Genomic DNA, 24,702 nt, shown 5'->3' on the forward strand with positions numbered 1-24,702 from the left:
TTGTGGTGTTGTTTTTGGGCGCTGGGGGTGGCGCGCCCATATCGGGGGGCGCCCCCCGGGGGGGGGGGGGGCCCCCGGGGGGGGGGGCCCGCCCCCCCCCCGCCCCCCCCGCCCCTCGGAGACGGTCCGCTGAAGCTGTGGGGACCGGCTAGGGCCTAGTACCGGTGTGCCGGGTTCCGGTGCTCCGTGGGGTACGCGGCCTCCTTGGCGAGCCGCTTGCGCAGCCACTGCTGCGACGGCTTCTCGACCAGCCGGTACACCAGCCAGGACAGCAGGATCATGGCGGCGGTGGTGACGGCCAGGGTCTCCCAGGCGCCCAGCGGGCCGTACAGCTCGCGGATCATCGCCCAGCCCAGCTCCTCGTGGAGCAGGTACAGCGGGTAGACCAGGGCGCCCGCGGTGGCCAGCCACTTCCAGCGGACCCAGTCCGCCTTCCGCAGCGCGATCACCAGCACCAGCAGATAGAACACGGTCACCAGGGCGAGGGCCACGTAGGGATCGCGGTCCATGCCCTTCGCCTTCAGGCTGTCGGCGTGCTGGACGAGGTCGGTCTGCATCACCAGCCAGCTCGCCGCCAGCAGCAGCCACAGCTTGAGGTCGGGGCCGAAGCGGTACATCAGGTACATCGTGATGCCGGAGACGAACAGGGCGGTGTTCAGCGGCTGGGCGAAAATCCCCAGCAGCGGGATGTCGGTGTCCTGCTGGACGAGGACCCCGGCGAGCAGCCACAGCCAGCAGAAGATCGTGACCCGGAGGTAGTCCAGTCCCTTCCAGAGCACCACGAGGAAGATGAGGTAGAAGGTCAGCTCGACCCAGAGGGTCCAGTAGGCGCCGACCAGGTGCTGGGCCGAGAGCGGCACCTGGAGCATGGTGATGTTGGTCAGCGAGTCGCTGACGCTGGGCACCTTGCGCTGCCCGTCGGGTATGCCCCGCCAGATCAGCACGGCGACGACGATGGAGAACCAGTAGGCGGGGAACAGCCGGACGAACCGGGCCCGGACGAAGTGGCCCGGAGTGCGGTCCCAGGCCGACATGCAGATCACGAAGCCGCTGATGATGAAGAACAGCTGGACGCCGTAGGAGCCGTAGGAGGTCACCGGGAAGATGGAAGGGAAGAGGTTCTTCTGGTTCACCCCCCAGTTGGCATCCGTGGCCGCGTCAATGCCGGTGTAGTGGAAGAGCAGTACCGCCAGCGCGGCGACGACCCGCAGCGCGTCGAGCGCGTACAGCCGGGGCGGGCCGGCGGCCCTGGGGGGCTTGCCCGGGGCGCCGGGGCTGCTCGTCGTGGTGCTCCCCGGCTGACCCGGGGCCTGGAGATCGCTCAGGGACATCTGTCGGCCTTGTCGCTCGATGGGAGCGCCCGAAACGGGCGGGCGCTCCTTGCGTACCAGGAAATTACTTGCGTACCAGGAAATACGGGGGCCGGTGGGGGCGGCCCCGGGCCCGTCCGGCCGCGGGCCGGAAGCCGGGGCGCCGGGCCGGTGCGGGACCGGTGGCCCCGGGTCCGGAGCCTTGGGGGGATTGCTCACGCTCCGGGAGGGTGCTGCGGACTCCGGCCGGTTCCGGCCCGGGCCCGGTCTCAGGCTTCGGTGAGGACGGTGCCGGTCCCGGTCTCGGTCTCGCGGTAGAGGCGGCCCGACTTCGGGCACTCCCAGACCGCGGGCTCGCCCGCGCGCTCCACCAGCTTGACGCCCTCGTGGCCGACCCAGCCGATCTGCCGGGCCGGTACGCCGACGACCAGCGCGAAGTCCGGGACGTCCTTGGTCACCACTGCACCGGCGGCGACCATCGCCCAGCGGCCGATGGTCAGCGGCGCCACACAGACCGCGCGGGCACCGATCGAAGCCCCGTCGGAGATCCTGACGCCGACGGCCTCCCAGTCGCCGCCGCGCTTCTGCTGGAAGTCCGGGTCGACCGAGCGCGGGTAGTGGTCGTTGGTGAGGACCACGGCGGGGCCGATGAAGACGCCGTTGCCCAGCTCCGCGGGCTCGTACACCAGCGCGTAGTTCTGCAGCTTGCAGTTGTCGCCCATGCGCACGCCGGTGCCCACGTACGCGCCGCGCCCGATGACACAGCCCTCGCCCAGCTTGGCGTCCTCCCGGATCTGCGCTAGCTCCCAGACGCTGCTGCCCGCGCCGACCTCGGCGGACTCGGCGACCTGGGCGGTGGGCTGGACCCTGTAGTTCACTGTGGAAAGCCTTCCGGGTGGAGTGGGACGGTCGGGCGGTACGGCGGACGTGCCGCGGCCGCCGCGGCCGTGCGCGGGGCGCGGCCGGAACGGTGGGCGACCCGTTGGTGTCCCGGTGCCGCCCGGGTCCCGGGCGGCCGGGGGCGGGCCCGGCTCCGAGGGGCGAGCATACGTCCCCGACAGGGACACGCCATCGAGCAGGCCCCGGTTCCGTCCCGCGGGACCCGGTTTGACCCCCCGCGCGGCCGACCCGTACCCTTGACCGTCGGCGTGCTCTGTTGCACGCCAGCCCCTGAGCACCTCCCTCCGGCGGCGGTGGACACCCACCGCCCGGAGAGGCCGCTCATCCATCCGGAAGCGTCACGGCCCCCGGGCCGTGCGAGCGGCTGGCATCAGGGGTTTCCGTTCCGAGCGAAAGAGAGATCCGCGTGTACGCCATCGTGCGCAGCGGTGGCCGTCAGCACAAGGTTGCTGTCGGTGACATCGTCGAGGTTGACAAGATCCCCACCGCCAAGGTTGGCGACACGGTAGAGCTCTCTACCCTGCTCGTTGTCGACGGCGACGCCGTGACCAGCGACCCGTGGGTGCTGGCCGGCATCAAGGTCCAGGCCGAGGTCGTGGACCACCACAAGGGCGCCAAGATCGACATCCTTCGCTACAAGAACAAGACCGGCTACCGCCGTCGCCAGGGTCACCGTCAGCAGTACACGGCGATCAAGGTCACCGGCATCCCCACGGCTGCGAAGTAAGGGACTGAGGAGACATGGCACATAAGAAGGGCGCATCGTCCACCCGGAACGGTCGCGACTCCAATGCTCAGCGGCTCGGCGTGAAGCGCTTCGGCGGTCAGGTCGTCAACGCCGGTGAGATCCTGGTCCGCCAGCGCGGCACCCACTTCCACCCCGGCGCGGGCGTCGGCCGTGGCGGCGACGACACGCTGTTCGCGCTGCAGGCCGGTGCGGTCGAGTTCGGCCGTCACCGTGGCCGCAAGGTCGTGAACATCGTTCCGGTCGCCTGATCCCAGGCACCCGGAGCACGTTTTCGCGAGGGGCGGACCAGCTCCCCGGCGGAGTCCCGGTTTTCCGGGGCCCGTACGGGGAAGCGGGTCCGCCCTTTGCGTGTTAGCAGTTGAGGAGAGCGGCGCACCCCCCGTGCAGCGGGCGGTGTCCGCCGTACCGAAGCGGCCGTCGTCGTCCCGACCCCGGCCGGATACGCAGTGACTTTCTGGAGGACCTCCCATGACCACCTTCGTGGACCGCGTCGAGCTGCATGCCGCCGCGGGTAACGGAGGCCACGGCTGTGCCTCCGTCCACCGCGAGAAGTTCAAGCCTCTCGGCGGCCCCGACGGTGGGAACGGCGGACGCGGCGGCGATGTGATCCTCGTCGTCGATCAGTCGGTCACCACCCTCCTCGACTACCACCACAGCCCCCACCGCAAGGCCACCAACGGCCAGCCCGGCGAGGGCGGCAATCGCTCCGGCAAGGACGGCAAGGACCTGATCCTCCCGGTCCCGGACGGCACGGTCGTCCTGGACAAGCAGGGCAACGTCCTCGCCGACCTCGTCGGCCACGGCACCAGCTTCGTCGCCGGACAGGGCGGCCGCGGCGGCCTCGGCAACGCCGCGCTGGCCTCCGCCCGCCGCAAGGCCCCCGGCTTCGCCCTCCTCGGCGAGCCCGGTGAGAGCCGCGACGTCGTCATGGAGCTGAAGACCGTCGCGGACGTGGCCCTGGTGGGCTATCCCTCGGCCGGGAAGTCGTCGCTGATCTCGGTGCTCTCCGCCGCCAAGCCCAAGATCGCGGACTATCCCTTCACCACCCTGGTGCCGAATCTGGGCGTGGTCACCGCGGGCTCCACGGTCTACACCATCGCCGACGTCCCCGGTCTGATCCCCGGCGCCAGCCAGGGCAAGGGGCTCGGTCTGGAGTTCCTCCGCCATGTCGAACGCTGCTCGGTCCTCGTCCACGTCCTCGACACCGCCACCCTGGAGTCGGACCGTGACCCGCTCTCCGACCTCGATGTCATCGAGGAGGAGCTGAAGCAGTACGGCGGGCTGGACGACCGGCCCCGCGTCGTCGTCCTCAACAAGATCGACATCCCGGACGGCCACGACCTCGCCGAGATGGTCCGGAGCGACCTGGAGTCCCGCGGCTACCGCGTCTTCGAGGCTTCCGCGGTCTCCCGTACCGGTCTCAAGGAGCTGTCGTTTGCCCTCGCGGGCATCGTCGCCGAAGCGCGCGCCGCGAAGCCGAAGGAGGAGGCGACCCGGATCGTCATCCGGCCCAAGGCCGTCGACGACGCGGGATTCACCGTGGTCCGCGAGGAGGACGGCCTGTACCGGGTGCGCGGCGAGAAGCCGGAGCGCTGGGTGCGCCAGACCGACTTCAACAACGACGAGGCCGTCGGGTACCTCGCCGACCGGCTCAGCCGCCTCGGCGTCGAGGAGAAGCTGATGAAGGCCGGTGCCCGCGCGGGCGACGGCGTCGCCATCGGCCCCGAGGAGAACGCCGTCGTCTTCGACTGGGAGCCCACGGTCATGGCGGGTGCCGAAATGCTCGGCCGCCGTGGCGAGGACCACCGTCTGGAGGCTCCGCGCCCGGCCGCTCAGCGCCGCCGCGACCGCGACGCCGAACGGGACGAGGCGGAGCGCGCGTACGACGAATTCGACCCGTTCCAGTAGCCGCCGCGCTCCTTGCCGGAGCGCCACCGGGCGCCCCCTCGCCGCTTTGCCGGCCAGGGGGCGTCGGCGCACCCCGGGGTTCGCGGGCACCCCTCCGGATTCGGAAGAATGGGCCGGGTCTCGCAACCTCCCACCCCCGTCGGAACGTCTTTGGCCGACGGAACCCCACCGACGGCGGACGTCGTGATTCCGGGCCGGTCGTGAGCCACTGCCACCCCGTCCCGGAACAGTGAACGGAGCCCTGATGAAGATTTCCTTCCTCATTCATACGATCTACGGCATCGGCGGCACCATCCGCAGCACGCTGAATCTGGCGAACGAGCTGGCGGACCGGCATGAGGTGGAGATCGTGTCGGTCTTCCGGCACCGCGACGTCCCGCTGTTCCACGCCGACCCGCGGATCGCGCTGGTGGGTCTGGTCGACACCCGCCCCGGCGCCCCGGAGGCCGGACCGGACGAGGGCGCACACCTCGAACCGTCCGCGCTGATGCCCCGCCGCGAGAGCCGCTACCGCGAGTACAGCGCCCTCACCGACGAACGGATAGCCGCCCACTACGAGGCGTCGGACGCCGATGTCGTCATCGCCACCCGCCCCGCGCTGGTGCCCTGCCTGGCCCGGTCCGCCCCCCAGAACGCGGTGCTCATCGGCCAGGAGCATATGAGCCTCGGCTACCACGGGCCGGAGCTGGTGGCCGAGCTGCTGCCGCAACTGGACGTGCTCGACGCCCTGGTCACCGTCTCCGAGGCGGACGCGGCGGCCTGGCGCGGCCGGCTGCCCCAGCCCGACACCCGGGTGCTCGCCGTGCCCAACGGCGTCCCCGAACCGGGCCCCGCCCCCGCCGCCCTGACGGAGAAGCTGATCGTGGCGGCCGGGCGGACCTCCCGCGCCAAGCAGTACGACACCCTGCTGCATGCCTTCGCCCGGGTCGTCGCCGCCCACCCCGGCTGGCGACTGCGGATCTACGGCTGGGGCCCCGACCGGGAACGCGTCCGCCGGATCGTCCACCGCCTGGGACTGCACAACAGCGTCGAGCTGATGGGGTCCGTGGTGCCCATGGAGGCCGAGTGGGTCAAGGGGTCCGTCGCGGTCTCCACCTCCCGCCACGAGTCCTTCGGCCTCACCCTCGTCGAGGCGATGCGCTGCGGACTGCCGGTGGTCAGCACCGACTGCGACCACGGCCCCCGCACGATCATTACCGACGGCGAGGACGGACTGCTGGTCCCCGTCGGCGACAGCGGCGCGGTCGCCGGCGCCCTGCGCCGCCTGATCGAGGACGAGCCGCTGCGCCGCAGGCTCGGCGCCGCGGCCCGTATCTCCGCGGCCCGCTTCGACCCGGCGGTGACCGCCAAGCAGTACGAGGAGCTGTTCGCCGCCCTGGGCGCCGGCCCGCTCCACCGCACCCGCCCGGACCGCACCCCGGTGGCCGCTGCCCGCCCCTTCGCCCCGGTCGCGGACTGCACCACCGGGGACGACGGCTCGCTGACCGTACGGATCGTGGCCCCCGCGGCCGCCGCCATGCAGTATCCGGGGCTGCGGCTGGTCTGCACCCGTACCGTGGGCGGCACCGACGGCCCCGCCCCCGGAACCGGCCCCGCCGCCAGGGGGAAGACCAGGGCGGGCGGCCGCAAGGGCGCCAGGGGCGGCACCCGGCGCGGCAGGACCGGCACCGCCCCCGACCGCACCGAACACGTCTTCCCCTTCGACCCGGACGGCACCGCCGTGATACCGGCGGGCGCCGCGCTCGCCGACGGAGAGTGGACCTGCCACACCGAGGACCCCCGCACCGGCCGCCGGTCCGGGCTGACGGCCCGCACGGTCGACCAGCGTGGGCTGCTGCGCGCCGCCGGACGGTTCGCCAGGGACGCCCCCGTCCACCACCTCGTACCGTTCCGCGACCCCGACAGCCACCGGCTGACACTCCGCTCCTGGGTCCGCAGACTGCACGTCGAGTCCGGAGACATCACCGCCGACGAACACCGGCTCACCCTCACGGGGCGGATCCACGGCCCGGACGAACCCGCGGGCGAACCCACCCTCGTCCTGCGCCGCGGCGACGACCCCGCCGACGAGATGGTCTTCCACGGCACCCGCGAGGGCACCCGGGGCTTCTCCGTCACCCTCGACTGCGAGACCGTCGCCGACCGCTGGGAGCAGGACGGGCCCGAAGGGCCTGAAGGGGAAGGACCGGAAGAGGGCGTGTGGCACCTGTGGTTGCGCTACCACCCCGAACAGGACCCGGTAGCGGTGGGTCGTCTCCTTGACGATGTGCTCCGGAAGAGTGATGTCCGGACCTATCCCGACGTCCTGCTCCACAAACAGCGCTCCCTGCTGCTGGCCCGCCGGGTGCTGCGCCGGATCCGGGGCCGTGACCAGCGCCTGGTGGTGCTGAAACTGGCCTTCGACGACGGAAACCGGCTCGTCCTCCATGTGAGGGACCGATGACCGTCCCCGACATATCCCCCCACTCTGTGCACTCCGTCACTTCACAGGGTCTTTACGGCACCCCCAACGCCCCTGGCCAAAGGGTGAACGGGGCGTGTCCCGGCGGTGTGCTGGGGGAAATGCCCGCCTTGCTAGACGGTCACGCAGAGTGCGACCATCGCTCCGTCCCCCACCCGAATCAAGGTTAGGTCCGTCTGTGTCCGCACCACATGTAGCCAAGCCCCGAACCACGGCCGTCGTGCTCGCGGGGGGCACCGGGCAACGGGTGGGTCTGTCGATCCCGAAGCAGTTGCTGAAGATCGCGGGCAAGGCCGTCATCGAGCACACGCTGACGATCTTCGAACAGGCCGATGCCATTGATGACGTGATCGTTCTCATGGCACCGGGCTTCGTCCCCGACGTCGAGAAGATCATCATCAGAGCGGGTCTGACCAAGGTGAGGCGGGTCATCGAGGGGGGCGCCACCCGGAACGAGACCACCGAGCGGGCCATCGCCGCCCTCGGCGACGGACTGGCCCCCGACGAGGACGTCAACGTCCTCTTCCACGATGCCGTCCGACCGCTTCTGTCACAGCGAGTGATCCAGGACTGCGTCGACGCCCTCGACCGCTACCAGGCCGTCGACGTGGCCATCCCCTCCGCCGACACCATCATCGTGACCCGCACCCACGGCGAGGACGGCGAGTTCATCACCGACGTCCCCGACCGCTCCCGGCTCCGCCGCGGCCAGACCCCGCAGGCCTTCAAGCTCTCCACGATCCGCCGCGCCTACGAGATCGCCGCGGGCGACCCGAACTTCCAGGCCACCGACGACTGCACCGTGGTCCTGAAGTACCTGCCCGACGTCCCGATCCATGTCGTCGCGGGCGACGAGTACAACATGAAGGTCACCCAGCCGGTCGACGTCTTCCTCGCCGACAAGCTCTTCCAGCTCGCCTCCACCGCCGCCCCCGCCCAGGCCGACGAGGCCGCCTACCGCGAGCTGCTGGCCGGCCGTACCCTCGTCGTCTTCGGCGGCTCGTACGGCATCGGCGCCGACATCGCGGCACTCGCCGAGCGCTACGGCGCCCGGGTGTACGCGCTGGGCCGCTCCACCACCGGCACCCACGTCGAGAACCCGGAGCACGTCGACGACGCGCTCTCCCGCGCCTACGCGGAGACCGGACGCATCGACTACGTGATCAACACCGCCGGAGTGCTGCGGATCGGCAAGCTCGCCGAAACCGACAACAGCACCATCCTCGAAGCGCTGCACGTCAACTATCTGGCCCCGGTCCAGATCGCCCGCGCCGCCTACAAGTACCTGGCCGAGACCAAGGGGCAGCTCCTGCTCTACACCTCCTCCAGCTACACCCGCGGCCGTGCCGAGTACAGCCTGTACTCCTCCACCAAGGCGGCCATGGTCAATCTGACCCAGGCCCTCGCGGACGAGTGGGCGGCCGACGGGATCCGGGTCAACTGCGTCAACCCCGAGCGCACCGCCACCCCCATGCGGACCAAGGCCTTCGGCACCGAGCCCGCAGGCAGCCTGCTCTCCTCCGAGGCCGTCGCCCGCACCTCCCTGGACGTGCTGCTCTCCGAGCTGACCGGCCATGTCGTCGACGTACGCCAGCAGGACCCCACCCGGGACGCGACCGAGGCCTCCGGCTTCGAGCAGGCACTGGCCGCGCTCCTCGACCGGCAGGGCGACGTGTGACCGGGGCCGCCCCCGCCGCGACCAGGCCGCCGGGCCCCCGCCCCGGCCGCGCCCCCGCGGGCGCACCGCCCGCCCCCCGCCCCTTTCCGCCGCCCGCGCTGAAGCGCCACCGCCCGGTACCGTTTGGAGCAGGTTCCCCGTGATTTCGACCGCCATCCGTCTGGTACGCGTCGGCAGCCGGTCCGAGCTGGCCGCCGCGGCGCTCATCGGACTCGGCTATCCGTGCGTGCTGCTCGCCGCGCTGCTGCCGAGCATCCCCTTCTTCGTGGCCGCCGCCGCCGTCACCTACCTCGCCGACTGGTATCTCCACCAGAAGGGCAGCTATCTGCTCAACCGGCTGAGCAAGGTCCGGGTCGGCCTCTCCATCCGCTTCCTGCTCCGCCAGCTCCTGCTGGTGGTGCTGCTCGCCAGGGAAGGGCTCGCCGAGACCCCGCTCTTCTACACCGCGGTCGCCGGTTTCCTGGTCTTCTACGGCCTCCAGGCCCCGCACGGCGCCCTCACCACCCTCATCAAGCTGCGCCGTACCCTGCCGGTCGTCACCCGCAACGTCGACCTGCACACCGTGCGCATCCCGGACGCCCCGCCGCGGCCGCTGCTGCGCCGCGCCGCCGAGAAGATGCTCCACCTCGACCTGCCCGCCGTCGCCGGTGTGCTGGTCGCCGCCGCCACCGGCGAGGACGCGATCGGCTACGCCGGTGTCGCGGCCACCGTCGCCCTCGGACTGCTCTACACCGCGGTTCTGGTGCCCTATCTGCGCAGCCGCCGGGTCCCCCCGGCCGCCAAGGTCCTCCAGGCCGTCAACCAGTGGCTCCGCGAGTACCGCCCGACCGTCGTCCTCTACTTCTCCGGCGGCGCATCCTCGGCGTACCAGGTCAATATGTGGCTGGAGACGATGGAGCAGATCGACGGCCGCCCGCTGATCGTGATGCGGGAACGGGAGCTGATGCCGAAGCTGACCGAGACCGCGGTCCCGGTGCTCTGCGTGCCCGGCGGCACCCACACCATGAACCTCGACCTCTCCACGGTCCGGGTCGCGCTCTACTCCGCCAACGTCGGCAAGAACATCCACATCCTGCGCCAGCCCGCCATGAAGCACGTCTTCATCGGCCACGGCGACAGCGACAAGCTCGCCTCCGTCAACCCCTTCAGCAAGGTCTACGACGAGGTGTGGACCGCGGGCCGGGCCGGCCGCGACCGCTACGCCCTGGCCGACGTCGGCGTCCTCGACGAGGACATCGTCGAGGTCGGCCGCCCCCAGCTCGCGCCCATCACCACCGCGACGGGCCGCACCCGGAACCCGATCCCGACCATCCTGTACGCCCCCACCTGGGAGGGCTGGGACGACAACCCCGGCAACACCTCCCTGCTGCTGGCCGGCGAGAACATCATCCGCAGGCTCCTCGACGCCGAGCGCCCGGTCCGCGTCGTCTACAAGCCGCACCCCTTCACCGGTATCCGCAACAAGAAGGCGAAGGCCGTCCACGAGCGCATCACCGCCCTGCTGAAGACCGCCGCCGCCGAACGCCGCACCGACCCCCGCTGGGCCGCCGAGAGCGCCGCGGGCAAGGCCGCGCGCGAGCAGGCGACGGCCCGGATGGCGGCCGTCGGGGCCGAGCTGGCCGGACTGCTCAAGCCCGGCCGGACCGGCGGCGACGAGGCCGAGCGGTCCCGCGACTCCGTCTCCGACCCGGTGCGCCTGGCCCGGGCCGCCCGGCTGCGGGCCGAGTGGAACGAGGCGTACTGGACCTCCGTCGGCTGGTGGGAGCACCGGGTCGTCACCGGCAGCGAGCCCCGGCTCTACGACTGCTTCAACGAGTCCGACGCGATGGTCTCGGACATCTCCAGCGTGGTCTCCGACTACATGGCCAGCGGTAAGCCGTACGCGGTCACCGACTCGGCCGCCCTCGGCGCCGACGAGTTCCAGCGGCAGAACACCGCCGCGCGGGCCGCGACCGTCCTCAGCAACAGCGCGGTCGAGCTGGACGAGCTGCTGGCCGCCGTCGCCTCGCCCGAGGACGACCAGCTGGCGGGCGCCCGCCGCGAACTGAAGCAATACCTCCTCGGCCCCGACCGCCCCACCTCCATGGAGCGGTTCAACTCGGCCGTCCGCACCCTCCAGGCCGTCGCCGAGGCCCGGAACCGGGGCGTGGCACAGCGGACCGGTGAGCAGCCCGCCGAGCCCCGGCCCGCCGCCGTACCGGTCGACGACCCGGCGGAGGAGTCCGCCGTGGCCGAGGAGACCAACGGGTCCGAGGCGCCCGTCGCGGGCTGACCGCGGCGCCCGGCCCGGCGGGGGACCGGCCGGAGCGACGGCCGGCGGACCGGACCACGGCGACGGAGCGCCGCCGGACCGGGCACGGGAACGGCGGTGAACCGGCCGCGGGGAACGGAACGGCGGGGGCGGTACGGCAACGAGCCGTACCGCCCCCGCCGTCGCTTTCCGCCGCTCCCGCCCGGTCCGCACGGCTGTCCAGCCGGTGAGAAGTCCCGGCACGAAAGCCGCACCCTGACATAGATTCGGTCCGTGACAGAGGCAAGACAGCACGTGACGCAGGCCCGCAGGATCGTCGTCAAGGTGGGCTCGTCCTCCCTGACCACCGCGGCGGGGGGGATCGACGCCGACCGGGTCGACGCCCTCGTGGACGTACTCGCCAAGGTCCGCAGCGGCGGCGAGAAGGAGATCGTGCTGGTCTCGTCGGGAGCCATCGCCGCCGGACTCGCCCCGCTCGGCCTCGCCCGCAGGCCCAAGGACCTCGCCCGGCAGCAGGCCGCCGCCAGCGTCGGCCAGGGGCTGCTCGTGGCCCGCTACACCGCCTCTTTCGCCCGGCACGGCGTCCGGGTCGGCCAGGTACTGCTGACCGCCGACGACACCAGCCGCCGCGCCCACTACCGCAACGCCTACCGCACCCTCGACCAGCTGCTCGCCATGGGCGCCGTACCGGTCATCAACGAGAACGACACCGTCGCCACCGACGAGATCCGCTTCGGCGACAACGACCGGCTCGCGGCCCTCGTCGCCCATCTGGTCCGGGCCGATCTGCTGGTGCTCCTCTCGGACGTCGACGGGCTGTACGACGGCGACCCGGCCCGCCCCGGCACCACCAGGATCGACGAGGTGCGCGGCCCGGCCGATATCGCGCATGTGCAGATCGGCAGCGCCGGGCGGGCGGGCGTGGGCACCGGCGGCATGGTCACCAAGGTCGAAGCGGCCAGGATCGCCACGGAGGCCGGAGTCCCGGTCGTCCTCACCTCGGCGGTGAGCGCCGCGGACGCCCTCGCGGGCCGGGCCACCGGAACCTTCTTCCACCGCACCGGGCGCCGCGCCGCGGGACGGCTGCTCTGGCTGGCGCACGCCTCCACCCCCCGCGGCGCCCTGGTCCTCGACGACGGAGCGGTCCGAGCGGTCGTCCAGGGCCGTAAATCCCTGCTCCCGGCCGGGATCGCGGCCGTCGACGGCGACTTCACCGCGGGCGACCCCGTCGAACTCCGCGATACCGCGGGCCGGGCCGTCGCCCGCGGCCTGGTCAACTACGACGCCCGTGAACTCCCCCCGCTGCTGGGCCGGTCCACCCGGGAACTCGCCCGGGAACTCGGTCCGGAATACGAGAGGGAGGTCGTACACAGGGACGATCTCGTGGTGATGCACCCCTGAAACGGCTGAAACCACCGTCAACCAACAGGGACCTTTACCAAAACCGCCCCACGTCCGGTCCGGGGCTGGTCAACTTTGTTGCGGGGCACTGCGGGGGGCGCAGCACCACGACATACGCAATCGGGAGGCCGCCTGTGACCATCGCGCGCCCGGGGGACACCCCCCGAGGGAACAACGGCGTCCGCTGCGTACACGCGGCGACGGGCACCGAGCGGCCCGCACCGGCGGCCGGACGCACCGTACGGGCCGAACGGACCCTGACGAGCGTCGGCGACCGGGCCCCGGCGCCTGCGGAGGACCGGGTCCAGTCCGCCGCGTCCAAGCTCTGGCACATCACGCTGAGCGTCTCGGGCGCCGAGGCCCCGCTGGCGGAGGTCCGCCGAGGTCTGGAGCAGCTCGCCCACGACCATCCCTTCCTGCTGACCAGCCGCTACGCCAACGACCACGCCGAGATCCGCTACTGGGAGGAGGCCCGCGACCTCCATGACGCGGCGGCCGTCGCGCTGCGGCTCTGGGGCGAGCACCGGGCGACGGCGAAGCTGCCGCCGTGGACGATCGTCGGCCTGGAGGTCATCGACCGGCAGACCTACCACCAGCGCCTGGCCGAGGGCTACGGCCCGCCGCCGGCCGCCAGGGTCGGCGTCCACCCCTTCTGAGGTACGCGGGTCCCCGGGGCCCGCGCGGGGTTCCGGCGTACGCGGGGTACGCGGGGCGGAGTTCCGGTGCCGGCGGCGCAGGCTCCACGGCATGCGGGGCGCGCGCGGAAAGCCCCGGGGCCCGCGGAGGAGGCTTCCCGGGCACGCGGCGCGGGCCCCGGGGTATGCGGCGAGCCGCCGGGGCGTGGGTAAGGCCCCCCAGGGGGCGCGGAAAGCCCCGGCCCAGGCCCCGCATCCGGTGTGTCTCGGAGTGCGGAACGGCGCATGAGACACCTTCCCGGGCGCATTACCCTGCGGGTATGACGACGTCGCCCTCCCCGCAGGAGTCCCCCAGCCCCGTCGGCCGGGCCGCCCGGCTCGCCCGGAGCGCCGCCGAGCAGCTCGCCCCCCTGCCGCGCGCGGCCAAGGACGCGGCCCTGCTCGCCGTCGCCGATGCGCTGGAGGCCCGGACGGACGAGATCGTCCGCGCCAACGCCGAGGACGTCGCACGGGCCCGCGAGAACGGTACGAGCGAGTCGATCGTCGACCGGCTGACGCTCACCCCGGAGCGCGTCCGCGCCATCGCGGCCGATGTCCGTGACGTCGTCGCGCTGCCCGACCCGGTCGGCGAGGTGGTACGCGGCTCCACCCTCCCCAACGGCCTCGACCTGCGCCAGGTCCGGGTGCCCCTCGGCGTCGTCGGCATCGTCTACGAGGCCCGGCCGAACGTCACCGCCGACGCCGCCGCGCTCTGTCTCAAGTCCGGCAACGCCGTGCTGCTGCGCGGCTCCTCCTCCGCCTACGCCTCCAACACCGCTCTCGTACGGGTGATCCGCGATGCCGTCGCCGGGGCCGGGCTCCCCGCGGACGCCGTCCAGTTGGTGCCCGGGGAGTCCCGGGAGTCGGTCCAGGAGCTGATGCGCGCCCGCGGTCTCGTCGACGTCCTGATCCCGCGCGGCGGCGCCGGGCTGATCCGTACCGTCGTGGAGCAGTCCATCGTCCCCGTCATCGAGACCGGTACCGGCAACTGCCATGTGTACGTGGACGCCGAGGCCGATCTCGACATGGCCGTCTCCGTACTGATCAACTCCAAGGCCCAGCGGCCCAGCGTCTGCAACAGCGCCGAGACGCTCCTGGTCCACCGGGACATCGCGGCCGCGTTCCTGCCCCGGGCCCTCGACGCGCTCGCCGAGGCCGGGGTCACCGTCCACGGCGACGAGGCCGTGGCGGCGTACGGGGACGACAGCAAGGCGACGGTCGTCGCGGCCACCGACGAGGACTGGGAGACCGAGTACCTCTCCTACGACATCGCCGCGGCCGTGGTGGATTCGCTCGACGACGCGGTGGCGCACATCCGGCGCTGGTCGTCCGGGCACACCGAGGCCATCGTCACCACCTCGCAGGCCGCGGCCCGCCGCTTCACCCGACTGGTGGACTCGACGACGGTCGCCGTGAACGCCTCGACCCGGTTCACCGACGGCGGCCAGTTCGGCTTCGGCGCCGAGATCGGCATCTCCACGCAGAAGCTGCACGCCCGCGGACCGATGGGGCTGCCCGAGCTGACCTCGACCAAGTACATCCTCACCGGCGACGGCCACATCCGGTAGTCCCGGACCGGCGGGCCCGGAGGCGGAAACCGGCCGTCCCGCCGGGTCCGGTGGGGAGGTTGCCGCCTCCGTCTGCCCAAAAGCACCGCCCGGGTCTACTCTGAAAGACGTGCCGGACGACGTGGGGGGCAGGCCGTTCCCGGACGGCTGGGAGCCCGACGACGACCGCGGAGGCGCGGACGAGGACTTCGCCCCCGTGGTGTTCGACGAGGACTTCGTCCATGCGGCCACCTTCCACGAACCCACCGCGGTGGAGCGGCTGCTGGCCGCCGCCGAGGCCCGCGCGGAGGCCGAGGCGGCCCGAGCCGCCGGGCGGGGCCCCGGGGGACCCGATGACGACCCCTACGGCGGGGTGTACGGCGGCTACGACACCGACCGCGACCCCCATGGCCTCCACGGCTCCCACGCCGACTGGTCCGACCCCTACGGCGCGCACGGCGGCTCGCTGCGCCCCTATCGCGGCACCGCGCGCTGGCACCGCCCGGTGGCCTGGGCACTGGCGCTGCTGATGGGCATCGGCATGGTCGCCCTCGCCTTCACCGCGGTCTACCGGGGTGCCGCGGGCAGCCGCCAGGACCGGATCCCGCCGCCCGCGACGGCGGGCGTGGACCGGTCCCCGACGGCCCCGGCAGGCGTCGCACCCCCGGACACCCTCCGCCACCGGGTCCCGTCCCCGGACCCCACCCGCACCTGAACGCCCCTGCGGGAACGCTTCCCTGTACGGACGTCCCACCGGTGCCCGGGCCGCGAAGGGTCTCCCGGCCCGGGCGCCGCCGGCCCCGGGGCCGGCGGGCGCGGAGCACCGTCCGGCCGATTCCAGCAGGAGCCTCGTTCGCAGCGCGCGCGGCCGGGGCCCGCAGGCCCGCCGTATCCACCGGAGACCCCGCGCCCGGCCGCGGCACTGGCCACCGGTCCGGCGGCGCCACGGTGTCGCGGAGCCCCGGCCGGGAGACGGGCAACGGGACCGGCGGGCCGCTCCGGGGCCGCGAGGCCGACGGCGGCATCGGTGACCCGGGAGGGAAGGGAGGGCCCGGCGGGCACCCGGACCGCTTCCCCCGGCCCCGCCGGAGGCGACCCGGCGCCGTACGGGTGCATCTCCGGCACCCCGGCGGACTTTCGGGCCCCGGTACGCGTTTACCGGAGGCCCCGCGGACCAACCCTCAGAGTATGGCTGGGCGTGGCGACCCGCCCGAAGGGACTTCCGAGGGGCTCCCCGGCGGCGGAGAGGACGAGTACGGAGCCGTCGTCTTCGACGAATCGTTCGTCCGTGCTGCCCGGCTGCAGGAGTATTCGGCCCTGGAGCGGACGGGACCCGACGCACGGGCCGTCCGCACCCTGCCGCCGCCCGTGCTGCGCGCCCGCAGCGGCAACGTCGGCGCCTGGGTGGTGATGGGTCTGGCCCTGCTGCTGGCGTTCTCCCTCGCCACCGCGATCCACATGGGGCTGCGCCGCTCCCCGGCCGACCCGGCCGCCGCCCCGCGGGCCGAGCCGCTGCGGATGACCGTGATCCCGCTGGCGCCCTCCGGAGCCGTCCCCGGCGGGGAGCCCGCCGATCTCTACCACCGCAGCCCGGCCGCCCGTCATCGCATCGCCGCCGCCGGGATCACCCTGCCCGCGATCCGGCGGACCTCCGCCTTCACCGAGAGCGAAGTACGGACCGCGCTCGCGGTGGCCAAGGAGTATCTGGTGATGTCGTCGCTGAATCCGGAGGTGCTCACCGGCAGCACGGTCCGTCCCGTACGGGTCCTGCTGGACCCGGCGCAGCTCGGCGCTTTCGACCGGGACGTCGGCTTCCGGGCCGGGGCGCGGACGACGGCGTCCGGCGGCTGGCTGATCCGGTTCGACCCGGCGCGGGTCGCCCTCGCGGATCCGGCTGTACGGGTCCGGGGGAGTCTGGGCTACGCCGAATCCGGGGCCGACACCCTGGAGATCACCGCGGGACACACCTTCACCTACGCACTCCGCCCCGCCGCCCCGCCGGGTCCCTCCGGGCCGCCCTCGGCTCTCTCCGCGCCGGTCGATCCGGCCCGTACGGATCCGGCGTCCCTCTTCGTCGCCCGCCGGGAGCTGCGGCTCCGCTTCGACCACGAGGACATCCTGCGCCACCGCACCGAAGTGGTCGCCGGCCACCTCCAGGCGGGACCGCAGTCCTGCTCCGAGTCCACCGGCGCCCTGCGGCCCCTGCTGGCGGGCGAACGGGCCTCGCCGGGCGCCCCGGCGGGGACCGATCCATACGCCCTGAGCACGTCCACGGCCCCGGCGGCGGGCCTCTGCGGCGCCCTCGCCCCGGCTGCCCTGCCGACCCCGTAGTCACCCTCGGTCAATGTCGCGGTCAATGTCGCGGCCGGCGGTGCAGCCAACACCGCGGCCGGCCCGGCAGCCGACCGGACAGCGGGGCCCGCCACCGGACCGACCGGCGCCCGACCGCATCGCTCGGACCCGCCCGGACGCCGGATCCCCGGGACGCCGGATCCCCGCCCGGACGCGGGACCCCGGCCCGGACGCCTGGTGGGACGGCGCGGCCCGGTACGGCACCGGACTGCCCCGCCGGACCGGCCGCCCGCGGGGGCTCCCGTACGAACGGATCAGGCGCCGGACGCCGCCGCCCCGCCGCTGCCGCCGTCCGCGCTGCCGCCCTTGGACCCGCTGCCGTCGGCCCGGCCGCTGCCGGTGAACCTGTCGCGGAGCTTGCCGCCCAGGTCCCCCGCGCCGCCCGCGATGTCGCCGACCAGCTTCATCAGCGGATCCTTGCTGGTGCGCACGGTGTCCGCATAGTGCGAGGCGGACTCGCGGATGGAGCCGGTCACCGAGGTGTCCTTGTCCTCGTCCCGCCGGGGGTAGTGGCCGTCCATGATCCGCTGGTAGTCGCGGCTCTCGGCCCACTTCTTCAGCTCGGCCGCCCGGACCGTGGTGAACGGGTGCGAACGCGGCAGCACATTTATGATCTTGAGGACGGAGTCCCGCAGATCGCCGCCCGCCTCGTACTCCTCGGCCTGGCGGAGGAAGGCGTCCACGTTCATCTCGTGGAGGTGGTTGCCACCGGCGATCTTCATCAGGCCCCGCATGGACGCCTGGAGGTCCTGGCCCACCAACAGCCCCGCCCGGTCCGCGGACAGCTCCGACTTGCGGAACCACTCCCGCAGCGCGGTCACGATCGCCATGATCGCCACATTGCCCAGCGGCACCCACGCGATCTTCAGCGCCAGGTTCGTCAGGAAGAGCAGGATCGTGCGGTAGACGGAGTGGCCGGAGAGGGCATGGCCCACCTCATGGCCCACGACGGCCCGCATCTCCTCCTCGTCCAGCAGCTCCACCAGACCGGTCGTCACCACGATGATCGGCTCGTCGAGGCCGATGCACATGGCATTGGGCCGCGGGTCCTGCGTGACGTACATCGCGGGGACCTTCTCCAGGTCCAGGACGTAACAGGCGTCCCGCAGCATCGTGTGCAGATGGGCGAACTGCTCGTCGCTCACCCGGACGGAGTCGGAGAGGAAGAGAAGCCGCAGACTGCGCTCGGGAAGCAGTCCGCTCAGTGCCTTGAACACGGTGTCGAAACCGCTGAGCTTGCGCAGGGCGACCAGCGCCGAACGGTCCGCCGGGTGCTCGTACGCCCGTGACGAGATCCCGGGGAACCGCTTGCGCTGCCTGCTCGGCACTTTTTCCTGACTGCTTTCGGTCATTCCAGCCCCCTGCGTAGCCAATGAGTGCGTATAGCCCGATGGTGCAACTGTGCGTCGCTGCGGTGAGGCAGCTCGCCCCGCGGTCCCCAGCGTAGGTGCCGGCGACGCAAGGCGGCCGAGCCTGTGGACAACCCCGACTCCGGTCCGCGTCACCGCACTTCCCGGGCTCCGCCGACCGACCCGCCGCCACTTCGACGGCCCCGCGACCACCACAACGTCCGAGTCGGCGTGAGCGTGCCCGACCCACCCGCATACGATGGGTGCCCGAAGACCCTCAGCCCTGTCCCCCGATCGTTAGGTCCGCTGAAGATGAGCCTCACCAGCACCTCCGCCGCCCTGGTCCCCCTGGCCGAAGGCGGTGGCCACGAAAGCCTCAGCCCCCTTCTCATCGGCGGTCTCTCCCTGGCCGCGCTCCTGCTGCTGCTCTTCATCACCACCAGCTTCAACCGCGACCGCTGAGTCTCGCCGGGCGTCTCGTACGCACGTGCCAGTAGGCTCTGCACGCATGGGACAGCAGGAAGAACAGGCGGGCACCGCGCCCGGGGAACCGGGCGCCGGTCCCGCCCGGCGGCGGCTCGGTGTCATGGGCGGGACGTTCGACCCGATCCACCACGGTCACCTGGTGGCCGCGAGCGAGGTGGCCGCACTGTTCCATCTCGACGAGGTCGTCTTCGTCCCCACGGGACAGCCGTGGCAGAAGACCCACAAGGTCGTTTCGCCGGCCGAGGACCGTTACCTCATGACGGTGATCGCCACGGCCTCCAATCCCCAGTTCTCGGTGAGCCGGATCGACGTCGACCGCCCCGGGAAGACGTACACCATCGACACCCTCCGGGACCTGTCCGCCATCGACGAGGGCACCGATCTCTTCTTCATCACCGGTGCCGACGCGCTCTCCCAGATCCTGGGCTGGCGGGACGCGACCGAGTTGTTCTCCCTCGCGCACTTCATCGGGGTCACTCGCCCCGGCCACGATCTGACGGACGACGGGCTGCCGGAGGGCAAGGTGTCCCTGGTGGAGGTGCCGGCGCTGGCGATCTCTTCGACCGACTGCCGGGCGCGGGTCGCCAAGGGGGACCCGGTCTGGTATCTCGTACCCGACGGCGTCGTGCGCTATATCGACAAGCGCCAGTTGTACCGCGGTCAGTGAGCCCGGAGAGGGGGCACCGGTGAACGACCAGCAGAATCCGTACGACCCTTATCCGCCGCAGCCGCAGATCATCGGCTACGACGCGTACGGGCAGCCGGTCTACCAGCAGCCCCAGCTGTCTCATGAGGCCCAACAGCCCCAGGAGCAGCAGCAGTACGAAGCGCAGCAGCCGTACGATCCGTCGTACCAGCAGCCCGGCCAGGGGTACGAGCCCCCGTACCAGCAGCCGTACGACCCCTATGCCCAGCAGGCCACCGGGACCGCGGGCCACCAGGACTACGGCTACGACCCCCACGCCCGGGCCCCGGAGCCGTACCCCCCGTACGACCAGACCGCGCCCGGCGGACAGGCCGCCCACGGCGCGGAACAGCCGTACGACTACGGCGGTGCCCACGGCCAGGAGGGGTACGGCTACGACACCGGCACCCTGCCCACGGCCGTCGACTCGACCCGGCAGTGGACCGTCCCCGCGCAGCATCCCGCCCCCGAGGCCGAACAGCAGCCCGCCGAAGCCCCCGGCGCAGCGGATGCACAGGCCGCCCTCCCCGGGCAGCGGCGCTCCGGCGACGAGCCGCCGGGGGAGCGCGACTACCGCACCGAGCAGTTCTCGTTCATCGCGGAGCCCGACGAGGAATCCGAAGACGTCATCGACTGGCTGAAGTTCACCGAGAGCCGCTCGGAACGGCGCGAGGAGGCCAAACGCCGGGGACGCCACCGTGTGATCGCCCTCGGGGTCGTCGTCGCGCTGGCCGTGGTGGCCGGCATCGGCTGGATAGTGGCCGCGCTCCTGTCGGACGACGAGAAGACGAAGAGCGTCTCCGCCGGGGCCCAGAAACGCGATGTGATCGTGGTGCATCTGCACAACACGAAGAAGAAGGGCACCTCGACCGCCCTCCTCGTCGACAACGTGACCACCGGCCGGGGCACCACCGTCCTGCTCCCCAACGCCCTGTCCTTCGCGGGCGACGACGGCGCCGGCACCACTCTCGGCCAATCCGTCGAAGCCGACGGCACCGCCGGGACCCGCGACGCCGTGGGCACCCTCCTCGGCGCCCCGATCAGCGGCACCTGGCGGCTCGACACCCCCTTCCTGGAGAACCTCGTCGAACTCGTCGGCACGATCGACCTCACCACCGACACCGACGTCCCCGGCCCGGCCAAGGGCGCCGCACCCCTGGTGAAGAAGGGCGAGAACCAGACCCTCAACGGCCGGGCCGCCGTCGCCTACGCCACCCATCTCGCCGCCGGGGAGCCCGAGTCCAAGCAGTTGCAGCGCTTCGGGCAGGTCGTGCAGGGCGTGCTGAAGAAGTTCCCGAGCGACGCGGAGTCCGCGACCGTCACGGTGGAGACCCTGGGACAGATCCTCGACCCCTCGCTCTCCGAGAAGGACCTCGGCGCATCCCTCGCCAAGCTCGCCGACCACGCCAAGGGCGGCGACTACGCCACCGAGCTGCTGCCCGTTCAGCCCGACGGCCGGCCCACCGAGCAGGCGATCACCCAGGTCGTCAAGGAAGTCCTCGGCGGCTCCGTCACCAAGGGTGAGCAGGGCGCGGCGGCCCGGGTCGGGATCAGGAACGCCACCGGAAAGCCCACGGCGACCGAGACCGCCCGGGTCTCCCTGGTGAACAGCGGCCACACGGTCGTCGACGGCGGTCGCGCGGATACGGCGGACACCTCGTCGATCACCTACGGTGACGATACGCGCAAGGCGGAGGCCGTCGAGATCGCCAAGACCCTGGGGCTGCCCGCGGGCGCGGTGAAGAAGGGTTCACCCGCCGCCAACGCCGATATCACCGTGGTCCTCGGCGGCGACTACAAGACCGGCTGACCGGACGCAGGGTCTCCGTCCCGCCCCGGGGGCGGGACGGAGACCGCGGCCCCGGGAAACCCGGAAAGGGATGTCGGCCGTCCGTGAGACCCTTGTCTGGTACACGACCGCCGACGAAAGCCAGCCAGTGACCGCAACCGAGCGCTCCGTCGAGCTTGTCAACGCCGCCGCCCAAGCGGCCGCCGACCGGCTCGCACACGACATCATCGCCTACGACGTCAGCGATGTGCTGTCCATCACGGACGCCTTCCTGATCGCCTCCGCCCCCAACGACCGCCAGGTCAAGTCGATCGTCGACGAGATCGAAGAGCGGCTGCTCAAGGAGCTGGGCGCCAAGCCGGTGCGCCGCGAGGGCGACCGCGACGCCCGTTGGATCCTGCTCGACTACGTCGACATCGTGGTCCACGTCCAGCACAGCGAGGAGCGGGTCTTCTACGCCCTGGAGCGGCTCTGGAAGGACTGCCCCGAGCTGCCCCTCCCCGAGGACGCGGTCAAGACCCGCGGCAAGGGCAAGGAGCACGCGGAGCTGACCGGCGGTGCGGACGGTGAGCTGAACTGAACGAGGACGCCTACAAGCGCACCGGCCGCCGCCTCGTCCTGTGGCGGCACGGCCAGACCTCCTGGAATCTGGAGCGCCGCTTCCAGGGCACCACGGATATCGCCCTCACCGAGACCGGGATCGCCCAGGCCCGGCGGGCCGCCCGGCTGCTGGCCTCCCTCAAGCCGGACGCGATCATCGCCTCCGATCTGAAGCGGGCCGCCGCCACCGCCGACGAGCTGGCCGGGATCACCGGCCTCGACGTCACCTACGACGAGGGACTGCGGGAGACCTACGCCGGTGTCTGGCAGGGGCTGACCCACCAGGAGATCATCGAGCGGTACGGCGAGCAGTACACGGCCTGGAAGCGCGGCGAGTCCGTGCGCCGCGGCGGCGGCGAGCTGGAGACCGAGGTGGCCGACCGGGCCGCCCCGGTGGTCCTCCACCACGCCGAGAAGCTCCCGGAACACGGCACGCTGGTCGTGGTCAGCCACGGCGGCACCATCCGCACCACCATCGGCCGGCTCCTCGGTCTGGAGTCCGGGCACTGGGAGAGCCTCGGCGGCCTCTCCAACTGCTGCTGGTCGGTCCTCGGCGAGGGCACGCGCGGCTGGCGGCTGCTGGAGCACAACGCGGGCACCCTCCCGGAGCCCGTCCTCGGCGACGACACCTGAGCCGCCCCCGGCCCCGCCCCCGGATTTCCCTTTCCGGCAGGTCGCAGGCTAAAGTTCTTCTTGTTCGCAGCGCCGAGCGCGAAGAACACCCGGGGCTATAGCTCAGTTGGTAGAGCGCCTGCATGGCATGCAGGAGGTCAGGAGTTCAATTCTCCTTAGCTCCACAGCCCGGAAACCCCGCCTTCTTCAGAGGGCGGGGTTTCTGCTGCTCCACCCTCTCTTTTCCGTCGGTCTCCGCCGCCCCGGTCGCACCGGACGGTCAGAGTCGGCGGAGGGCGTCGCGCCCGTGGTCGTCATCGCCGTCACACCCCATCGTCGGTGTCCACGCCCCTTGTTGCCAGGTGGTGCCGGTACCAGGATCGGTGGGCTCTCACTACCCGTATCCCGGCGGGACGAGCCTCGGGGGCATGCCCGCGACCTCCGCCCGGCCTCCGGCCCCGTCCGGCTCCCCGGCTTCCAGTAAAGACCCCGGCACCGACAATCGCCCCGGTGCGCTGCTGGCGCTGGTGCCGGCGGCCCAGTTCATGGCGCTCCTCGACGTCTTCGTGGTCCATGTGGCCGCGCCCACGATCCGTGCGGAGTCCGGGGCGTCCGGCGCCGAGTTGCAGCTCGTCGTCGCCGGTTACACCGCTGGCCGTCCCCGCGGCCTCGACCTTCCGGGTCTCGTCCTCTTCGCCGCCGTGGTCGGGCTGTTCACCGTGCCCCTGGTCCTCGGGCAGGAGCACGACTGGCCGGCCTGGACCTGGCTGGGCCCGGCCACGGCGGCCGTCCTCCTCGCGGCCTTCCTGGTGTACGAGGCGCGGCTCGCCCGCCGCGGCGGCGCCCCGCTGATCGCCCCCCGGGTGCTGCGGACCCCCGGCACCGGAACGGCCGTCGCCCGGATCGCCCTGGCCATGGCGATCAACTCGGGCTGTGTCTTCGCCCTCACCCCGCACCTCCGGAGCGGCCTCGGATACGGCGCCCTGCGCGCCGGACTGACGTCCCTGCCCACCGCCGTGGCCTTCGGGGCGCTCTTCCTCGACCGCAGGGAGGCGTTCGGCCCGGTCGGCGCCGCGGGCGCGACGGGCTCCGCCGAGGCATGGTGGTGGGTCGCCGCGGCCCTGGCCGCGGCTTCCGCCGCCGGAGCCCTGACGGGTCTCGTCCGCAGACGCTCCTGACCCGGCTCGTGCTGTCGTGGCAGAATCGGACGGCCGGAGGGGACACCGGCCAGTACGGGAAGGAGCACGATGTCCACCAGCACGAGCCAGGACCCCCGCACCCAGCTCGCCGCTCCGGACATCCGTGTGATCCTCAGTTGCCCGTCCTGCGGATCGGCGCATGTCGCCCAGGTCCTCGGCGACAATGGTGGAGTCTCTTACGTGTGCACGTCCTGCGGCCACAACTGGAACTGACTGATGGGTGCACACAGGCGTAAATGCGACTGGTGCGGCAGTGGTACGCCCATCGTCCGCGACATGGACCCGATCAACCCCGAGTACCAGTACTGGTGCGAGGAGTGCGCAAGAGCGTTGATCATAAAAGGCGACCCGATCGAGACGTATCGCGAGCTCGAAGGCGAGCCGATCTACGGCCGTCTGCTCGACGAACACTGCACCCTGAAGCGTTTCTACTCCTTCGCCACGGCGTAGGACCCGTTCCCATCCCCTGTCCCCGACCCCCTCCCGGCCGGGTCACGGCTCCTTTGTGGCCCCGGCCGGCGGGCCTGTTTCCGCCGCCCCCGCCGGTCTCCGGACGGGGGCGGATACGGATTTGGTGATGCGGGCGCGAGGGCGTTAATGTTGTCCACGTCGCCGGGACACGGAGAGAAAACGACCGGGCGGCATCTCACAAGGGGCTATAGCTCAGTTGGTAGAGCGCCTGCATGGCATGCAGGAGGTCAGGAGTTCAATTCTCCTTAGCTCCACTCCTTTCGGAATCCCGTCGGACCCTT

22 protein-coding genes and 2 tRNA genes are annotated in these 24,702 nt (G+C 72.1%); 21 read left to right on the top strand and 3 right to left on the bottom strand.

The genetic code is table 11. From position 1 onward, the window contains the following. Window positions 1-155 precede the first annotated feature (155 nt). Both ACIQ9E_RS20315 and ACIQ9E_RS20320 read right to left on the bottom strand, forming a co-directional pair. The gene (locus tag ACIQ9E_RS20315; protein WP_403708914.1) at window positions 156-1,331 is read right to left on the bottom strand and encodes an acyltransferase family protein; all 1,176 of its coding nucleotides are present in this window, start codon (window positions 1,329-1,331) and stop codon (window positions 156-158) included. Between the two features lie 248 nt (window positions 1,332-1,579). Further along, window positions 1,580-2,188, bottom strand: coding sequence for an acyltransferase (locus tag ACIQ9E_RS20320; protein WP_403708916.1), 609 nt, complete (start codon window positions 2,186-2,188; stop codon window positions 1,580-1,582). 428 nt (window positions 2,189-2,616) lie between these two features. Between ACIQ9E_RS20320 and rplU the strand changes: the two genes are divergently transcribed. The 11 genes from rplU to ACIQ9E_RS20375 all read left to right on the top strand — a co-directional run bounded on the left by rplU (window position 2,617) and on the right by ACIQ9E_RS20375 (window position 17,209). Then, on the top strand, window positions 2,617-2,937 hold the full coding sequence (gene rplU, locus ACIQ9E_RS20325; protein ID WP_403708918.1) for a 50S ribosomal protein L21: 321 nt from the start codon (window positions 2,617-2,619) through the stop codon (window positions 2,935-2,937). 14 nt (window positions 2,938-2,951) lie between these two features. Continuing rightward, a complete protein-coding gene (gene rpmA / locus ACIQ9E_RS20330) occupies window positions 2,952-3,206 on the top strand; it encodes a 50S ribosomal protein L27 (protein ID WP_006349338.1) in 255 nt (84 codons plus the stop codon). 220 nt (window positions 3,207-3,426) lie between these two features. After that, window positions 3,427-4,866 carry a GTPase ObgE gene (obgE, locus tag ACIQ9E_RS20335; RefSeq protein WP_403708920.1) on the top strand — a complete coding sequence of 480 codons (1,440 nt, stop codon included), beginning with the start codon at window positions 3,427-3,429 and terminating at the stop codon, window positions 4,864-4,866. A gap of 244 nt (window positions 4,867-5,110) precedes the next feature. Beyond that, window positions 5,111-7,309, top strand: coding sequence for a glycosyltransferase family 4 protein (locus ACIQ9E_RS20340; protein ID WP_403708922.1), 2,199 nt, complete (start codon window positions 5,111-5,113; stop codon window positions 7,307-7,309). A 196-nt stretch (window positions 7,310-7,505) separates the two neighbouring features. Beyond that, the gene (locus ACIQ9E_RS20345; protein WP_403708924.1) at window positions 7,506-9,005 is read left to right on the top strand and encodes an SDR family NAD(P)-dependent oxidoreductase; all 1,500 of its coding nucleotides are present in this window, start codon (window positions 7,506-7,508) and stop codon (window positions 9,003-9,005) included. A gap of 139 nt (window positions 9,006-9,144) precedes the next feature. Continuing rightward, a complete protein-coding gene (locus ACIQ9E_RS20350; RefSeq protein WP_403708926.1) occupies window positions 9,145-11,277 on the top strand; it encodes a hypothetical protein in 2,133 nt (710 codons plus the stop codon). Between the two features lie 252 nt (window positions 11,278-11,529). After that, window positions 11,530-12,657, top strand: a complete 1,128-nt coding sequence (gene proB, locus ACIQ9E_RS20355) for a glutamate 5-kinase (protein WP_403708928.1) — start codon at window positions 11,530-11,532, stop codon at window positions 12,655-12,657. A gap of 257 nt (window positions 12,658-12,914) precedes the next feature. Beyond that, complete coding sequence (locus ACIQ9E_RS20360; RefSeq protein WP_403709367.1) at window positions 12,915-13,313, top strand: hypothetical protein; 399 nt, start codon at window positions 12,915-12,917, stop codon at window positions 13,311-13,313. A 299-nt stretch (window positions 13,314-13,612) separates the two neighbouring features. Continuing rightward, the gene (locus tag ACIQ9E_RS20365; RefSeq protein ID WP_403708930.1) at window positions 13,613-14,899 is read left to right on the top strand and encodes a glutamate-5-semialdehyde dehydrogenase; all 1,287 of its coding nucleotides are present in this window, start codon (window positions 13,613-13,615) and stop codon (window positions 14,897-14,899) included. Between the two features lie 109 nt (window positions 14,900-15,008). Continuing rightward, on the top strand, window positions 15,009-15,593 hold the full coding sequence (locus ACIQ9E_RS20370) for a hypothetical protein (protein WP_403708932.1): 585 nt from the start codon (window positions 15,009-15,011) through the stop codon (window positions 15,591-15,593). Between the two features lie 473 nt (window positions 15,594-16,066). Beyond that, window positions 16,067-17,209: a hypothetical protein gene (locus ACIQ9E_RS20375; RefSeq protein ID WP_403708934.1), complete on the top strand. Its 1,143-nt coding sequence runs from the start codon at window positions 16,067-16,069 to the stop codon at window positions 17,207-17,209. A gap of 275 nt (window positions 17,210-17,484) precedes the next feature. On the opposite strand, the gene ACIQ9E_RS20380 is transcribed toward ACIQ9E_RS20375, so the two are convergent. After that, window positions 17,485-18,582, bottom strand: coding sequence for a M48 family metallopeptidase (locus ACIQ9E_RS20380; RefSeq protein ID WP_403708936.1), 1,098 nt, complete (start codon window positions 18,580-18,582; stop codon window positions 17,485-17,487). Window positions 18,583-18,891: 309 nt separating this feature from the next. Here ACIQ9E_RS20380 and ACIQ9E_RS20385 point away from each other — a divergent pair, with 309 nt between their 5' ends. The 10 genes from ACIQ9E_RS20385 (at window position 18,892) to ACIQ9E_RS20430 (ending at window position 24,675) form a co-directional block, all read left to right on the top strand. Next, window positions 18,892-19,041, top strand: a complete 150-nt coding sequence (locus ACIQ9E_RS20385) for a hypothetical protein (protein ID WP_366255435.1) — start codon at window positions 18,892-18,894, stop codon at window positions 19,039-19,041. A gap of 46 nt (window positions 19,042-19,087) precedes the next feature. Then, window positions 19,088-19,732 (top strand): nicotinate-nucleotide adenylyltransferase, encoded by a 645-nt coding sequence (nadD, locus tag ACIQ9E_RS20390; RefSeq protein WP_403708939.1) that lies wholly within the window; start codon window positions 19,088-19,090, stop codon window positions 19,730-19,732. A 19-nt stretch (window positions 19,733-19,751) separates the two neighbouring features. After that, window positions 19,752-21,560, top strand: a complete 1,809-nt coding sequence (locus ACIQ9E_RS20395; protein WP_403708941.1) for a LytR C-terminal domain-containing protein — start codon at window positions 19,752-19,754, stop codon at window positions 21,558-21,560. A gap of 127 nt (window positions 21,561-21,687) precedes the next feature. Further along, a complete protein-coding gene (gene rsfS / locus ACIQ9E_RS20400) occupies window positions 21,688-22,119 on the top strand; it encodes a ribosome silencing factor (RefSeq protein ID WP_403708943.1) in 432 nt (143 codons plus the stop codon). Next, complete coding sequence (locus ACIQ9E_RS20405; RefSeq protein ID WP_403709369.1) at window positions 22,116-22,772, top strand: histidine phosphatase family protein; 657 nt, start codon at window positions 22,116-22,118, stop codon at window positions 22,770-22,772. Before rsfS ends, ACIQ9E_RS20405 begins: the two co-directional genes overlap by 4 nt. Window positions 22,773-22,863: 91 nt before the next feature. Next, a tRNA-Ala gene (locus ACIQ9E_RS20410) sits at window positions 22,864-22,936 on the top strand. Window positions 22,937-23,179: 243 nt separating this feature from the next. Then, on the top strand, window positions 23,180-23,929 hold the full coding sequence (locus tag ACIQ9E_RS20415) for a hypothetical protein (RefSeq protein ID WP_403708945.1): 750 nt from the start codon (window positions 23,180-23,182) through the stop codon (window positions 23,927-23,929). A gap of 69 nt (window positions 23,930-23,998) precedes the next feature. After that, on the top strand, window positions 23,999-24,163 hold the full coding sequence (locus ACIQ9E_RS20420; protein WP_403708947.1) for a hypothetical protein: 165 nt from the start codon (window positions 23,999-24,001) through the stop codon (window positions 24,161-24,163). Between the two features lie 3 nt (window positions 24,164-24,166). Beyond that, on the top strand, window positions 24,167-24,400 hold the full coding sequence (locus ACIQ9E_RS20425; RefSeq protein ID WP_040916346.1) for a hypothetical protein: 234 nt from the start codon (window positions 24,167-24,169) through the stop codon (window positions 24,398-24,400). A gap of 202 nt (window positions 24,401-24,602) precedes the next feature. Then, a tRNA-Ala gene (locus ACIQ9E_RS20430) sits at window positions 24,603-24,675 on the top strand. The last annotated feature ends 27 nt before the right edge of the window (window positions 24,676-24,702 follow it).

Source organism: Streptomyces sp. NPDC094448, from assembly GCF_044763775.1.
Lineage (GTDB): Bacteria > Actinomycetota > Actinomycetes > Streptomycetales > Streptomycetaceae > Streptomyces.